Genomic DNA, 16,906 nt, shown 5'->3' with positions numbered 1-16,906 from the left:
AAAACAATTTGGTTGGATTCTATAACGTATTCCGCTGTTGATAGAAATATCTCTTCGGAAGGTGGATTCACATTAAGGAAAGATGATGTTAGAAAAAAATTCTCCTCATAAAAAAAATAGGCTATCCCATTGTATCTGTTCGGCAATGCCACTTTTTTTGCTGGCAACTTTTAATGGCTATGCGGCTGAAACCGCAGCGGATGTACATGACCGTGTAAAGGGCTCAAAAACTCATGATGGGGATGTGATTACCGTAACAGCACCTTTGTACTCTCCTTTGGCAATTGTCACCTCGCCAAAAACGCCTCGTCAGCCCGTTCCGGCAAGTGACGGCTCTGATTATTTAAAAACCATCCCCGGATTTTCTCAAATCCGTAATGGTGGCACCAATGGTGACCCAGTATTTCGCGGAATGTTTGGTTCGAGGATTAAGCTTCTGACTGATGGTGCAGAAATGTTAGGCGCTTGTCCCGGCAGAATGGATGCGCCTTCGTCCTACATTTCGCCAGAAAGTTATGATTTGCTGACCGTCATTAAAGGGCCTCAAACGGTATTGTGGGGGGCCGGTGCTTCAGCAGGGACCATAAGGTTTGAACGTGAACATCCACGATTTGATGAGCCGGGAGTCAAATTCAATGCCAGTGGATTGAGTGGTTCAAATGACCGTTGGGATGGCAATGTGGATGCCAGTATTGGCAATGAATTGGGATATTTACGTTTAATGGCAAATAAATCCCGTTCAAATGACTACAAAGATGGTGGTGGATATCGCGTTCCTTCACGTTGGGATAAATGGAATAGTGATTTGGCGTTAGGGTGGACGCCGGATAAAGATACATTGCTTGAATTGACCGCAGGAAAAGGGGACGGAGAAGCGCGTTATGCTGGACGTAGCATGGATGGTTCGCAATTCAAACGTGAAAGTCTCGGTGTGCGTTTTGAGAAATCTAACCTCGGTGAGGTGCTTGATAAGGTTGAAGCCCAAGTTTATTACAACTATACCAACCATATTATGGACAATATCACTTTGCGTTCTCCGAATAGCGCCATGTCAATGGGTATGCCTTCTTCGAGTTGTAAACATATGTGTGGTATGCACATGAATATGAACCACGGTATGTCTATGCAACTGGATCGTCGCGTTGTGGGAGGGCGAGTCATGGGCACTTGGCTATGGCAAAACTTCAAATTGGAAAGTGGTGCAGATACGCAGACCAATACCCATCGTAATAAAGTGGGTAATGTATGGCAAAAGGATGCTCAATTCTATAACTATGGCCTATTTGGTGAGCTAACTTGGTATGCCACGGAACAGAGCGAATTGATAACCGGTGCCCGTCTTGATCGCAGCCGAGTAAAGAAATTTGCGGGTAATAGCGAAAAAGAGCGTAATGATACTTTACCGAGTGGTTTTATGCGCTTAGAGCATACTCTGGCTGATATGCCAATGATGTTTTATGCCGGTATTGGTTACACCGAACGTTTCCCTGACTATTGGGAACTGTTCTCGCCTACCTATGGTCCGGCGGGGAGTACCAGTGCTTTTGATGGGGTAAAAAGTGAGAAAACCACTCAGCTTGATATTGGTGCTCAATATACCGGGGAACGTTTTAATGGTTGGGTATCTGCCTATGTAGGGCGTGTAAATGATTTCATTTTATTTAGATATAGCCCGACAAACGCCCGTATTAGCCAGGCTGATAACGTTAATGCCAATATCATGGGCGGAGAAATGGGCTTTGGTTATCAATTAACAGATCATTGGAAAACGGATGCCAGCCTTGCCTATGCTTGGGGAGAAAACCGGACGGATAACAAGCCGATGCCTCAGATCCCACCTCTGGAAGCTCGCTTCGGCTTGACCTATGAACAAGGTGATTGGAGCAGTACTGGTTTGTGGCGATTGGTTAGCAGCCAGCATCGGATTGCCGTGGGGCAGGGGAATGTTGTCGGTAAAGATTTTCAAGATAGTTCAGGTTTCGGCGTGCTTTCTGCCAATGTTGCCTATAAGGTTAACAAAGATATAAAAGTGAGCGCTGGCATTGACAATATCTTGGATAAAGAATACAGCGAACACCTCAACCTTGCCGGTAATAGCACCTTTGGTTATTCAGCGAATACCTCAGTGAACGAACCCGGTCGGACAGTGTGGGCGAAAATAGGTATAAAATTTTAATGAGAAATAGGCGTCCAATTATTGGACGCCATTTGCCTTTTTCCTGATCGAGGATTATTTCTTATTACCGATATACGGATAGACTTTGACATAATCCACATCGAATGTTGCGGTTGTTGCATTTATCGGGCCATAACCCTGGGCTGGATAACTGCGCGGTACTTCGGAGCTCAAAATAATATATTGGTTGGCGATTGAAATTGGCACTTGATCTAAACCCGACAGATTTTGGGGAATATCGTCAACATAAAATGTATAACCATTTGGTGTCCACGCCACAGCAAATTTGTGGAATTGACCATCAGCAAGTTTATTTGTAGACAATCTCTTTGACCACTCCTTATGAGCGCTGCCATAACCATTCCAGTGAATAGCGTGATCATATTGCTCCTGTGTTGCTTCGGCTAAATGTTCAAACACATCAATTTCGACACCTGATTTTGCTGGATTTGTTAAATCGTGACCCATTGTCGGTGACTGGACCCAGAATGCAACTTGATTACCTTCTGCACGATTAAATCTGATAGCAGCTTCCCAATAGCCATATGATTGTAGAAAACTTTTTTGTGTTGAAATCATGCCGCAATAATTCTGTAGCTTGCCAGAAGAACTATCGGAATAGGTTTTTATGGTTAAATGACCATTTTGCACAATAACCGCTGATTGAGTATTAATACAATTTTTTCTGACCCCCAGGCCACGGTAATCCCACTTTTGGGTATTAAGTGTTGTGCCATCGAAATTATCTTCAAATGACGGTGTAGGGCTGAATTCATTGGGGATTTGCGCTAGAGCATATCCACTGAACAAGGTGCTTAATAACAACGTATAGGCTAATTGAACTTTCATTTATTTTCCTTGTATATTTAACATGAATATTTATCCGAGATCTATTACCGATTTCTATTCGAATCCTTGAACCTTATGGATATCAATTTAAAAAATGAATGTTATTAATTTCTCCTGTTTGTCGTGGAGAGATGCGTTACTTTATCGAATATTCGCGACAGGGTTACCTATTTAATTTATTACCCCAACGCTTTTCGTTTTAGTTATTCAATATGGTGTTAATATTGGTTGATAAAAATGCAAGGTAATTAAAGTCGGCAACATGGGGTGGGAAAAAATAATTGAGATAGGTAGAGTAAAAAACAGTGAATATCGATGAATAAAACCCCGTTCACTGGAACGGGGTGTATGACAAATTTAAATTATTTCGATGCATCCAGAGCTTGAGCAAGATCAGCAATAATATCATCGATATGCTCAATGCCGATTGATAAGCGAATCATATCCTGTGATATGCCAGCTTTAATTAACTCCTCATCATTTAATTGGCTATGGGTTGTTGACGCGGGATGACAGGCGAGTGATTTAGCATCGCCAATGTTAACCAGTCGCACAATCAATTTTAGTGCGTCAATAAATCGCGCACCGGATTGTTGCCCGCCTTTAATACCAAAAGAGAGCAGTGCTGATGGCTTCCCATTCACATACTGTTGAGCCAGTTGATGTTCTGGGTGGTTTGGCAACCCGGCATATTTCACCCAACTAACTTGAGGATGCTCTTGCAGATAATGAGCGACTTTCAGTGCATTTTCAGTATGACGTTCCATTCTTAATGCCAGTGTTTCCAATCCTTGCAGGATAAGGAAAGCATTAAAAGGCGACAGTGCAGCGCCCATATTACGTAGCGGTACAACACGGCAATGCCCGATAAATGCAGCTTTGCCAAATTGCTCGGTATAAACGACGTTATGATAGGAGGGGTCCGGGGTAGTCAATATAGCAAACCGTTGCTTATATTTTTTCCAAGGGAAATTGCCGGAATCCACAATGATGCCGCCAATAGAGTTACCATGCCCTCCCATATATTTGGTTAAAGAGTGAATAACAATATCAGCGCCATGTTCGAAGGGGCGGCAAAGCACAGGAGTAGCGACAGTGTTATCAACAATTAAGGGGACGCCATGACGATGGGCGACTTCGGCAAATTTTTTCAGATCAACAATATTACCGGCCGGGTTACCAATAGATTCACAAAATACCGCCTTGGTACGATCATCAATCAGTGACTCCAATGCTGCAATATCATCGTGTTCAGCAAATCGCGTTTCAATACCGAATCGCGGCAATGTGTGAGCTAGCAGGTTATAAGTGCCGCCATATAACTTAGCAACAGATATAATGTTATCTCCAGCGCTAGCAATGGATTGAATCGCGCAAGTGACGGCCGCCATGCCAGATGCAACGGTCAAAGCGGCTATTCCTCCTTCGAGTAAAGCAACCCGTTTTTCCAATACATCATTGGTTGGGTTCATAATGCGGGAATAGATGTTACCCTCAACCTTTAAATCAAACAGATCGGCACCATGTTGAGTATCGTCAAACGCATAGGATGTTGTTTGATAGATAGGAACGGCAACGGCTTTAGTTGTTGGATCTGGGGAATATCCGCCGTGGATAGCAAGAGTTTCTGGTTTCATTTTCGATCTCTTCTTTTACGGTAAGATGACATGTATCTTTGATGGATGGTGTAAGCAGCTTTTGTTAAAACCATAGCCTTACTTACTATTGCTCACAATTGCTCACAAAAAACTTGATTTATCTCTCTTTTTGATTGATGAACTATTAGAATAGACATCTGTATAGACATGATATTTCCTCTAATTCTTTACCCGTCATCTTTCAAGTTGCCTCTTTGTTGGCTGCACTCGCTCACCCCGGTCACATAGTTTGCTATGCTCCCGGGGATTCACTCCTTTGCCGTCGCGATGCATCTTGAAATCCATAGGGTATTTATTAATTAAAGAAATAATTTGAAAAAGTGACTAATTATCTGCTTTTGCTATGCTGGCATCTTTATTTTTTAAGAATGTGGATATTATCACAAAAGACTTCAACGATTTCAGCGAAGTAACATTAACTATTAAAATAAAAAATGAGAACAAAATATGCAAATAAATATCCAATCTTTTAGAAAGATCACAAAAATTTCTGTGAAATAGTTAGTTTTCGTTAGATTGGTTTAATTTACTTCTTCACTGTTGCCTGAACGAAAATAGACGGTATACTCATCGTTCTAATTTTTTCAAACTTTTCTAAATGATTTTGGTCGTAATTTATTGTTAGTATGATCAATATTGGCACTAACTAATAAATTAATGGGATTATTATGGCTAAGTTTTCAAACCGGCGGGAATTAAAACAACTTTTATTTTTCTCTTTCCCTATCATCGTTAGTCAGATAGCACGCACAGCCATGAGTTTTGTGGATATTGTGATGTCTGGTCACTATGCTACGGCTGATTTAGCCGCCGTAACATTAGGAAGTAGTATTTGGTTTCCTATATTTGTATTAGGATATGGGACGATTATCATGCTGGCAGCAGATGTCGCTAAGCAGAAAGCGCAACATGATGATGAAGGGATTAAAGATAGTCTTAAAAATTACTTGTTTCTGGCGGTGATACTTTCGATACCAATAATTCTTTTATTAATGTTAGTTAGCTGGCTACTTTCGTTTATAGGCATCGATGAGCATATTTTAGAAATTACCCAGGGCTATGTTATTGCTCTGGCCTGTGGTGTTCCTAGTGTTATGATATTTAATGTTTTTCGTTCATTTCTACAAGGATTGGAAGACACAAAAATCGCAATGTATTTGTCTGCTGGTGCTTTATTATTGAATATACCATTAAATTACATATTTATTTATGGAAAACTGGGTTTGCCAGAAATGGGAGGCATTGGCGCGGGTATTACAACTGCAATTATTAATAATCTAATTGCTGTATGCCTAATTATCTATTTTTTGCTAAAGAAGGAATATCGGCGATATAGGCCAGATTTCAGTTTACCAAAATATAATTCTTTGATTAGAACTTTTTATATTAGTATTCCAAGTGGATTGGCTCTTTTTGTTGAAATGGTTTTTCTGGATGTGATTGCGATAACCGCGGCTCCTTTGGGGGCGCAAGTCATTGCTGCACATAATATTCTGCTTAATATTACCTCTATCATCTATACCATAACTGGCGGAATTGCAGCCGCTGTAACTGTGAGAGTCGGCTCCTATATTGGGAAGAGAGATAGAACATCATTAACAGGTACTATAAAGATCTCAATTGCTTTGATTTTATCTATTTCCGCAGTTATTGGTGTTTTAATCTACTATTTCGCAGGTTCATTTATTTCACTCTATACTAACGACAATGGCGTTATAATAATTGCGCTTAACATAATCTTTCTGTTATGCCTGTTCCAATTCTTTGACTCTTGTCAGGCGGCTTTATCCGGTATTTTACGGGGTTTTCATGATACCCGATCGGTATTTTACGCGCCGCTATTCGGTTATTGGCTAGTGGGTTTACCATTAGGATTTATTTTGGCTTTGACAGACTGGGTAACCGAGCGTATGGGAATTATCGGGTTTTGGTATGGATTGGTTTTGGGTCTTCTGGTGAATGCTATTTTGCTGTTTATCATTTTAAGGGTTAGACAGAGAGGAATGATTTCTCGGTTAATTTCTTAATTTGACCACATAGTTGATGCAGCAAGGATATAAAGAACCTGAATGATGTTTATATTAGTCTATTCGTTATTATACCCGTCATCTTTCAAGTTGCCTCTTTGTTGGCTGCGTTCACTCACCCCGGTCACATAGTTCGCTATGCTCCCGGGGATTCGCTCCCTTACCGTCGCGATGCATCTTGAAATCCATAAGGTATATATCTACATTTAATTCCCTGTCTAAAGATAGGGAATTTTATCGAGTTATTTAAATAACTTATTTAACTCTTTCAGTTATGTTAAAAGATCATCAATATTGCCATTTAACGCTTTATTTTATAAAAATTTTTCATTATGAATAAAAATTTACTTTCTAAAATCATGGTTATTAAATTTTTTACCGATGGATATTTATATTTAAATAGTAATTTAAGTTATATTTTTAATGTATTTATTTTAATGATCCTAGTAATTAATATATTAATTATTTTACCTTGAATAAATATATTAATATTTGGTGTAATAATTTTTCTATTTAAATCATTTAGATGAAATATATATTTTTGATTTTTATTTCTCATTGTTAAATATTTCTTATTTAACATGAAATAGTTACAATTGTAATAATAACATTTAAATTAGTTTACAATGGAAATAATTACTCATTCATCTATCTATATGTATTGATTTTTTTACGCTAATTATTGGTGACTTACCTAAGATTATATCCATTATTATATTAAGGTTATAGTGAATATTTATTTAATAATTAAATAGTTATCGGCATAAATTGCCATTCTATACAAATAGATACAATTGTTTTATGATAATGATTATCATTTCATTTTTTATTAAAAGTACGTTAATATGCGCGCCAGTCTTCGGACGGTACTAAAACTATGTAGTAAGCAATCTCTAACATTTAATTATTCGACATAAGGAATATGCTATGAACAAAGTTAAAGTGTTAATTGCAGTATTAGGTACATGTGGATTAGTAACACAAGCTATAGCGGCCCCGGGTTTTGGGCAAACTCAAGAGTTTGAGGAGAATAAACCTAGCATTAATGTAGGTGTGACTAAACAGGGTGGTTCTGGTCATGGAAGTCCTGGGGGGGAACCGGGAGTTGGGGTACATTCCATTGCTGGTGGTCAAATTGTTAGCTTTTCAGGGCTTACCCGTTATGCCGCGGCGGATGCCAATGGAATTCACAAAATTTCTATGCCTGGATCGGGCAGCCACAGCGGGATGGGGGTATTTAATTTTAGTAAAGTGACTAACGCTGATGTCTATTTTGGTGAATGGTCACAAACCGGTAAGGTGAATGATACTACTCATACCGCCTATTATTCCGGTAAAGATGTGACCACTAATTTGCCTACCGGTGGTATTGCAACTTATACGGTTAAAGGAATTAACCAATATAGTGGTAGTAATGCCCTACATGGGACATTTACTGCGGACTTCGGTCAGAAAAGGCTTACTGGTTCAATAGCAAATAGCGCATTGACCGTTGGTATTGATTCCAGAATTAGAACGGATGGTTCATTTGCGGGTAGGGCAACTGCTGGAAATGTTGTCGGTATAAATAGAGGCCATTTCTTTGGTGATAATGCAGCTAGTTTAGCAGGAACTGCTACGTTTGCTGCGGACCATAGCAAAGATACCGCCTTTGGTGGAACTAAGAACCCATAATATGCGTTCTTAGTAACTGGATAAGGCAAAGCCATATGGGCTTTGTCTTATTTTTGTTTATTTTTGACTCGACGATTAAGCAGTGATATTACCGATGCTAAATACCTCAATTGTTCGTTTTACTTTACTCATTAGTTGCTTGTTTATAGAGCCATCTCTAGTGTTGGCAGATGAAGATACCGGTAGAAGATTGTGGTATAACGTACAGCGAAATTTGCAAGATCAAGAAAAAGCGCTTGTCACAGATGAAACCGTGGATAAAAAAACGGATCATTTATCGATAGTACTTAATGGTCAAACGTTTAGTGTTGAAAATAATGTGAATGATATTGGTCAGGCGCTCTATTTAGCTATTAATCATCAACAAGTGCAGGATATCGAGCGCTTTTTGTTGATATACCAGAAGTTACCTGGGCATGATATCCAATTAGTCCATTTTGCTCAGGGGAATTTGGCGCGTTTACAAGGTGACTTAGTAGCAGCAGAACAGCATTATCAGGCCATTTTGCAGCAACAACCTGACTTTACCCGGGCTAAATTAGAGTTAGCTAGGGTCTATTATGAGAATCAAAAAAATAGAGAAGCCAGTTTACTATTTAATGAGATTTCAGCAGTTAGTCGCGATAATGAAAATAAATTACCACCAGCAGTTATTAAGAATATAACTAATTATCAGGAGGCGATTAATTTGCGCAATTCCTGGCGTGGATCTTTTTCCGTGGGATATATCTTTAACGATAACACGAATATGTCGCCAGATAAGCCTCCTGTTTGCACTTTCTATCGTGAAAATGGTGAGTGTGCGGTTGAACGTAAGCTGCCTATGGCAAAGAAGGCAAATGGTATTAGTTATGATGCTACGTTACGTAAGATATATCCGCTAAGTGGTCACCACGGTGTCTTTTTACGCTCAATGACTTATGGAGAAAGTTATCGTCATCATAGTGAGGAGAATGAAAATACTACTTCTGCTTATTTGGGTTATAGTTATAAAGCACAAAAAAATGATTTCTTAATGGGGCCAGTTGTTGAATTTAATTATGTTGGTAATCATTCCCGTTATCGTACTACGGGAATAAAATCCGAATGGATGAATATTCTATCTGAAAATTTGGTATTGAATTTGGAAGGTGAATATAAGCAGTTTCGTTATCAGAAACTTTATAATCATAATGACGGTAATATGGCCTCTGTTTATGCTACTTTATCTTATTATTTAACTGATCAAACAGTTACCTTTGCGGGTGGTGATTGGGTTAATAAAACCAGTGTTGAGAAAGTGGACGATTATCAGCAAAAAGGTGTGAGAGCAGGCATTTCAACTCAATTGTATCCGGGAATTAATGCAGTGGTATTTACTGTATTACGCCAGCGGCAATTTGGTGATTACAGCGTACCTTTAAATGCGCGTCGTAAAGATAATGAACAATTCTATGCGGCAATTGTGAGTATGCCTAAATTTGAAGTTTTCGGTTTAACCCCAGTAATTACTTATCGATTTAGAAAAAATAGTAGTAATGTTGATTGGCTCTATTCCTATAATAAAAATGAAGTGTTAGTCAAGTTTGAAAAGTATTTTTGATACTGATTGAAGTAACAAGTTATACCCAATGGATTTCAAGATGGATCGCGACGGCAAGGGAGCGCAGCCAACAAAGAGGCAACTTGAAAGATGACGGGTATATTTCAATCCCCACTATGGCAGATAATGATTATGTATAAATTAAATAATAAATATAGCAAAATAACACTCATGCTGGCATTGGCTTACAGTATGATGCCTTATCGTGCTGATGCAGAAACACTAATAACCCCGACTCAATCATCTAAACAGCCTGCTGAAAATAAGGCTGACCTCGGTAAAATTAACGTTTCAGCTACCAGTGAAAAAGATGAGGCAGGTTATGATGCGGTTTATGATAAAGATATTACCAATATTTACTTGGGTAAGGATTTGGTAGAACGCTATAAGGGGGCTTCACCGGCGGATGTTTTAAAAAGCGCAGTCGGCGTATTTAGTGGTGATTCGAGAAACAGTGGCGCATTAGATCCTAATATTAGAGGTATTCAGGGGCAGGGACGGGTGCCTGTTACCATTGATGGTACTGAGCAGGCAATTACCACTTGGCGTGGTTATAACGGTGCGAATAATCGTAACTATATTGATCCTAACCTGATCAGCAGCATTGAAATAGAAAAAGGTCCATCACTGACACGTGGAGTAAAAGGTTCGATCGGTGGGGCGGTAATGATCAAAACTTTGGGTATTGATGATGTGGTACCAGTAGATGAACGATTTGGTATTAACTTGAAATTGGAAACCAGCAGTAATGCTATTAAGGAACGAGTACCGCATCTGGAATTGGGGCAAGATTATCGGGATATTCCCGGTTTTAATCAGGGATTTAATTATGTTGATCCTGCGTTAGAAATTACGCCAAAAACTTCAAAAGACAATAAATTATTGGGCCTAAAAGATAATGCGATACGTCTGGCGTTAGGTACCCGACAGGAGTATTTTGATTTAATGGCAGCTTATAGTTACCGTAGTAAAGGAAACTATTTTGCCGGCAAGGGTGGTGCTGATCGTTATGATGATCCCGTTAGTAAAGAGGATATAGAGATCCTTGATGGCGGTACCCGGCCGTATGATCCTTATCTGCCTTTTGTGGCACGTATATATCGTCCGGGAAATGAGGTGCCGAATACCTCCAGTGAAATGGAATCTTGGTTGCTTAAAAATAACTGGTATCTGGCTAATCAACAGACGATTGGGGTTGGTATCCGCGATACTAAAACGATTTACGGGGAGATTATGCCTTCACGGCTTGGTTGGGTTCGGGCTGAAAATAACGTTGTACCACAGTGGCCGCTGGCGAATGTACATCAGCAGGCATTTAATCTGGATTATAAATGGAAACCTGATGGGAACAAATGGGTTGATTTTGATATGAAATTTTGGATTACCCGTACTATCAGCGATACCAATACTGCCGGGGGATATCCACGTGAACCGCGAGAGCGGGATGCCGTTTGGGATGTAAATGGTAAGGAAAGAGATCCAAATAAAGATGGTCGCCTGGTAGATACTGCTTCTACCAATACCCATAATAACCGTTGGGGTGTTGATCTCTCTAATGCTTTCCAATTGACCTCAAGTTTAGATTTAACTTTGTCAGCTAGCCTACAACAGGAACGTTTAGGTTCCCATGATGATTATAAAGGGAAGAATTTTTCTAGTTTTCGATCGCCACCAAGAAAAGGGCGCCGTCAGGAGAATAATATTGCTTTTAATTTTGATTGGCGGCCTACTTCATGGCTGACATTAAGTGCCGGTGCTAGACGGGTAAGTTATTGGTCTAAGGATGATTTTTTAAATGAACGTTTGGCTGCCCGTGATATTGGTTATAGTAAGCATGAAAAATTGGTTGGTAAGGGGTTGCGATATATGAGAACACTTACTGATCGGGAAGCTGAGTTATATAGAAAATATGAGGAATGTTTGTGGTGTCTAACTGATGATGAATTTGATGAATATCATGCAAAGAATTTCACGACATTAGAAGAACGGGATTCAGTTCTTCGCCCTATGGTGCCGGTAGATGCGCTTTGGAAATATCATGACGATGGTAAGTTATATAAACAAGATAACCCTTATTTTAATGGGAAACTTGATATGAACGAACGCGTTATTGATCCCGTGACGAATAAAGAAGTGTATAAATATGAATATAGTACTGCTCAGCAGAATAGCCGTTATATTGATGACTCTGGAGAGATATTGAATAATAGTGATAAGGGCGTTTATAAAGCAAAAAGTGAACAAGAGCGCTGGTCTAAACAACCTAAACGTAAAGATCATGCCTGGGCGCCGGTATTTTCTGCAACAGCCTATGTGAGTGATAATGCACGTATTTATACTCGTTATGCTGAAGCAGTACGTATGCCAAGTATTTTTGAGGATACCGTTGGCTTTTCCTCCGGTTTGACTGATAAACCTACTCGTGCCTTTAAACCTGAACGTAGTAAAACAGTGGAAGTGGGTTATGTGCATGATTTAAGTCAGTTATTGGGTGCGGAGCGTAATGCGGATATTAGATTCGCTTATTACAATACTGTTATTGAGCATGTTTTTGATCGTGACAGTAACTTTGTATTTACTCAACTAGATAAACAGAAATTATCCGGTTTAGAACTACAGGGGCGTTATGATAACGGTAGTTTCTTTACCCATTTTGGCCTATCTTATAATCTTAAGAATAAAGTTTGCGATCAAACCGCATCGCTGATGTTAGATCCAAGAAACCAGTTTGGTGTTCCTGAATGTATTGATGGTGGTTTTCCCGGTGGTTTTTTAAGGACAACTATTCCACCGCGTTATTCTCTTAATCTGAATATTGGTGGCCGGTTATTAAATGAAAATTTAGAAATCGGCAGTAGAGTATTATACCACAGTAGCGTGGAGAATAAGGATGAAAAATGGTTAATGAAGAAATTACCCGGTGCTTATAAAGGGATAAATAATAATCCGATGCACTGGAATTCAGTGATGACGATAGATGCTTATATTAATTATCAGGTTACGCCAGATGTAGTCGTCGAATTATCCGGCACTAACTTAACTGATCGCTATTATTTGGACCCGTTAACACGTTCCATGATGCCAGCGCCCGGACGGACGTTTAAGCTTAGTGTCACCAGTCGGTTCTGACTCTTTAAGGGAGATTAGTCGGTTGCCTGTTAAGAGTGCTGGCAATTTCCATAGATAACGAACGGAAAGATGGCTTGAAGTTATGATGAAAAATCGTATTTATATTGGCTTATTTGCTTCCTTACTGTTACACGCGGGCATTCTCGTGTTTATGGCGTGGCATTTACTGCGTGATGACAGTGCGAATAATCAATCAGTGAATTCGCCAATAATCAGTATGTCAGTAGAAATGGTTGCTTCGGCAGCACCGGCCGGACAGGAGCAACCTGTGGACCCGGAACCTATTTCGTTACCGCCAGAGATAGCGGTAGCGGAATCACCTCATGAGGCAAAAATAGCTCTCAATAAGTCAGTGGATAGGCCACGGAAACAAGAACTGCCAAAAAAACAGGCAGATGCTAAACCGAAGAACAAGTCTCAGCCACAGAAAGAGCCGGTGGAAGATCCTCAGCCAAAATTGGCAGAGCAAACGGAAGGCAGCTCTCAATTAGCAGGGAGAGATGCTGTGGATTCACAAGCTGGTGCCCGTCAAGCGACGACCAGCCAACCGATGATTGGCATGGGGGCTGATGAGTTACAAAACTATCAGTCCGCCTTGCGTCGTGAAATTGAAAAACATAAACGCTATCCGCGTCGGGCTAAGAAGATGAAGCAACAGGGTATCGTACAGGTCAGGTTTAGCTTGCTGGATAGTGGCGATTTGACAAATCACCAATTAGTGCAGAGTTCAGGCGCTGATGAATTAGACCGCGCTGCCCTTGCGGCTATCCAACAGGCTCGGTCGGTAGGACTGAAGCCGGCCGGTTTGCCAAGGGATCTCACTTTAGCAATAGAATTTAATTTGAAATAAAGGTTTGGGCAGCGAAGAGACTGTCGCTGCCCTGATAATAATGGTGCCATGTGAGTTTGGTACAAGTTAGGTAGCTTCGGTGTTCGGCCGTTCAATTCGCATATGTAATAACGGAAATGGATTACCTTGACCGTCAATTTCTGAGCGGTTAAAAACTTCAAATCCCAAGTGCTGATAGAAACCCACTCCTTGAACATTTTGTTCATTAACATCAAGTTCATTGATACCTAATTCGCTAATAGCAAAATTCAGCAATGTCTTGCCGATGCCTTTGCCACGGGAATCTGGTGAGATAAACAACATTTCAACTCGATGCTGATCAACGCTAATAAAACCCTCAATTTCGTGTTTATCATTTATCGCTTTATAAACCGTCAGCATCGGTAAATAGGTATGCAGAATCAATGGGCGTAGTTGATTAATATGTTCGTCAGATAAAAAGTCATGTGTTGCTCGTACCGAGGCTTCCCAGATTTCGATCAGTTTATTAAAGTCGGCCTTTATTGCTTGCTGAATTTTCATATTCATTCTTCTTAATCTTTTATTTTTCTAAATCGATGATGAATTAACGCTATCACATTTGTTGTGATGGATCGCTTCAGAGATTACTCAGAACTGGCCATTATTTCTATCAGAATATTTTGTTGTCTGTTTTGTGATCTATTTCATGAAACAAAGGAGAGGATTCAATCTATTTGGTCTAATATTACTTTTTATAGATAGTTGAATTTTAACCAATTTGGTTAATTGAACAATCAAGCAACACTAAACTTTAAAACCTAAAAAAACAGTGCGGGATTCTCCCTGTTGCTAACTATAATGAGGTATTGGTTAATCAGAAAGGGGATTGCGTCATATCTCATTAACGTAGTTTCGATTTGGATTGATCATTTCAGTTGAACGGTTAGTTCAATGATAAATATAAAATAACTTCTTGAGGATCATATTAATGAAAAGGGCATTTATATTTGCACCAGGCATGTTAGCACTTTCGATAAGTGCAATTTCGAACGCACACACTTATGACCATCTATATGTTTTTGGTGATAGCTTGAGTGATGGAGGAAATAAAGGTCGATATACGACCGATGGTACAACCAGTAAGTTGTATAACGATCTTATTGCTCAACATCTAGGGACTAAACTGACCCATTCCAAAAGTGGGGGGAATAATTACGCAGTAGGTGGAGCGACTGCTATTCCTAATTCTGGGAATAAAGATAACACTACTCAGGAGCAGGTAGGCCGTTATTTGGCAAGTCATGGTAATCGTGCTGATCCTAATGGTATGTATGTTCATTGGATTGGTGGTAATGATATTGAGGCGGCATTGAGAGATCCCGGTAACGCACAAAAAATGATTGAGGATGGTGCGAAAGCCGCTGCATCCCAGGTACATATGCTTCTCGATAAGGGGGCAGGATTAGTGATCGTGCCTACGGTTCCTGATGTTGGTATGACGCCGAAGATTTTGGAGCTTGTTATCGCTAAAGGAGCCACTTCTAAACAGATGGATGAAATTCATGCGATAGTTAACGGATATACCACAATTGATAGAGATACTCGCCTTCAAATTATCGACGGTGTTTTTAAAAAGATGGCGTCAGTAGTTTCAAAGGACGATGCCAAAAAAGCTGAGGATAGTTATAAGCAATTAAGTAGCAACGCTTCAGCATTGGTTGACAGCTATAATAAATTAGAAGATATCGCACTTAGCCAGAAGGGCGGCAATATTGTTCGGGTTGATGTTAATGCACTTTTACATGAGGTCATTGATAATCCTTTACGTTACGGTTTTTCTAACACGGTAGGTTATGCTTGTGCTCAGGGTATTGAAGCTAGCTCCTGTCATGCTGCTGATACCGGTTTTAATGCCAGTCAAATCTTTTTATTTGCTGATAATTTTCATCCGACTCCAGCCGCACAGCGTATGATTGGTGAGCAGACTATTTCAATCCTTAATGCTCCACATCAAGTTATGTCACTGACGAATACCAATAATGTGCCGGTGAAGGGGGCGCTTGCCTCTCTTGACGGCCGTTTGCAACAGCTACGCAGCGTGGGTAATGAGCAGAGTAAAATAGGCGTATTCGGTGGTTATAGTGGAAATCACAACAGTACATTGACACTGGGTAGTGACTATCAACTCACGGATAATATTCTGTTAGGCGGGATGATCTCGCGTTATCAGGATAAACGCTCAGTGAATCATTTCCGCGCTGATGGCCGTGGTTATCTATTCACCACTTATGGCTTATGGCGTTACTACGATAAAGGTTGGATTAGCGGCGATCTTCACTATTTGGACATGAAATATGAGGATATTACGCGCGGTATCGTGCTCAATGAGTGGCTGCGCAAGGAGCATGCTTCGACTACCGGTCATCAGTGGGGAGGACGCATTACCGCAGGTTGGGATATTCCGCTGACATCTACAGTGATGACCAGCCCGATTATCCAGTACGCTTGGGATAAGAGTTATGTTAAAGGTTATCGTGAATCAGGTAATAGCAGTACGGCTATGCATTTCGGTGATCAACGTTACGATTCACAGGTCGGAACATTAGGCTGGCGTTTTGACACCAATTTTAGTCGTTTTAACCCCTATGCTGAAGTTCGGTTTAACCATCAGTTCGGCGATAAGCGTTATCAGATTAGTAGTGCCATTAACTCGACTGAGACATCTTTCGTGAGTAAAAGCCAAAAGCAGGACACTAACTGGCGTGAATACGTTATCGGTATGAATGCTGCTATTACAAAAGATTGGGGCGCTTTTGCGTCAATATCACGCAATGATGGTGATGTTCAGAATCACACTTATGCGTTCAGCTTAGGTGTTAATGCCAGTTTCTAATTTCTGGTTAAAAGATACAAGTTGATAAAACAGTAGCGCCCTGCTTGTCGCAATAGTGTGGCTATTGTCGTCGTCATGCCCGATAAAGTAATCGGGCATTTTTCGTG

Annotated in this window: 10 protein-coding genes; 7 read left to right on the top strand and 3 right to left on the bottom strand. The window is 40.1% G+C overall.

The annotated features are described in order from the left end of the window. Positions 1-82: 82 nt before the first annotated feature. On the top strand, positions 83-2,176 hold the full coding sequence (locus tag SLS51_RS10090; RefSeq protein ID WP_323837912.1) for a TonB-dependent copper receptor: 2,094 nt from the start codon (positions 83-85) through the stop codon (positions 2,174-2,176). Between the two features lie 54 nt (positions 2,177-2,230). Here SLS51_RS10090 and SLS51_RS10085 read toward each other — a convergent pair whose 3' ends face one another. Together SLS51_RS10085 and SLS51_RS10080 are read right to left on the bottom strand one after the other, a co-directional pair. Further along, the gene (locus SLS51_RS10085; RefSeq protein WP_323837910.1) at positions 2,231-3,025 is read right to left on the bottom strand and encodes a glycoside hydrolase family 16 protein; all 795 of its coding nucleotides are present in this window, start codon (positions 3,023-3,025) and stop codon (positions 2,231-2,233) included. Between the two features lie 362 nt (positions 3,026-3,387). Next, complete coding sequence (locus SLS51_RS10080; RefSeq protein WP_323837908.1) at positions 3,388-4,662, bottom strand: bifunctional O-acetylhomoserine aminocarboxypropyltransferase/cysteine synthase; 1,275 nt, start codon at positions 4,660-4,662, stop codon at positions 3,388-3,390. A gap of 689 nt (positions 4,663-5,351) precedes the next feature. Between SLS51_RS10080 and SLS51_RS10075 the strand changes: the two genes are divergently transcribed. The 5 genes from SLS51_RS10075 (at position 5,352) to SLS51_RS10055 (ending at position 13,945) form a co-directional block, all read left to right on the top strand. Next, complete coding sequence (locus SLS51_RS10075; RefSeq protein ID WP_323837906.1) at positions 5,352-6,710, top strand: MATE family efflux transporter; 1,359 nt, start codon at positions 5,352-5,354, stop codon at positions 6,708-6,710. A 927-nt stretch (positions 6,711-7,637) separates the two neighbouring features. Further along, positions 7,638-8,384: a Slam-dependent surface lipoprotein gene (locus SLS51_RS10070; RefSeq protein ID WP_323837904.1), complete on the top strand. Its 747-nt coding sequence runs from the start codon at positions 7,638-7,640 to the stop codon at positions 8,382-8,384. A 94-nt stretch (positions 8,385-8,478) separates the two neighbouring features. Further along, the gene (locus tag SLS51_RS10065) at positions 8,479-9,966 is read left to right on the top strand and encodes a surface lipoprotein assembly modifier (protein ID WP_439126869.1); all 1,488 of its coding nucleotides are present in this window, start codon (positions 8,479-8,481) and stop codon (positions 9,964-9,966) included. A 90-nt stretch (positions 9,967-10,056) separates the two neighbouring features. After that, complete coding sequence (locus SLS51_RS10060; RefSeq protein ID WP_323837900.1) at positions 10,057-13,095, top strand: TonB-dependent receptor domain-containing protein; 3,039 nt, start codon at positions 10,057-10,059, stop codon at positions 13,093-13,095. A gap of 82 nt (positions 13,096-13,177) precedes the next feature. Then, positions 13,178-13,945: an energy transducer TonB gene (locus SLS51_RS10055; protein WP_323837898.1), complete on the top strand. Its 768-nt coding sequence runs from the start codon at positions 13,178-13,180 to the stop codon at positions 13,943-13,945. A gap of 66 nt (positions 13,946-14,011) precedes the next feature. On the opposite strand, the gene SLS51_RS10050 is transcribed toward SLS51_RS10055, so the two are convergent. Further along, entirely contained in the window at positions 14,012-14,467 is a 456-nt protein-coding gene (locus SLS51_RS10050) for an acetyltransferase (protein WP_323837896.1), read from the bottom strand. 427 nt (positions 14,468-14,894) lie between these two features. Here SLS51_RS10050 and SLS51_RS10045 point away from each other — a divergent pair, with 427 nt between their 5' ends. Then, positions 14,895-16,799: an autotransporter outer membrane beta-barrel domain-containing protein gene (locus tag SLS51_RS10045; RefSeq protein WP_323837894.1), complete on the top strand. Its 1,905-nt coding sequence runs from the start codon at positions 14,895-14,897 to the stop codon at positions 16,797-16,799. Positions 16,800-16,906 lie beyond the last annotated feature (107 nt).

This window comes from Photorhabdus africana (assembly GCF_035181445.1).
Classification (GTDB): domain Bacteria; phylum Pseudomonadota; class Gammaproteobacteria; order Enterobacterales; family Enterobacteriaceae; genus Photorhabdus; species Photorhabdus laumondii.
The sequence above is the reverse complement of the archived record's forward strand: the minus strand, read 5'-3'. Positions and strand labels throughout refer to the sequence as shown.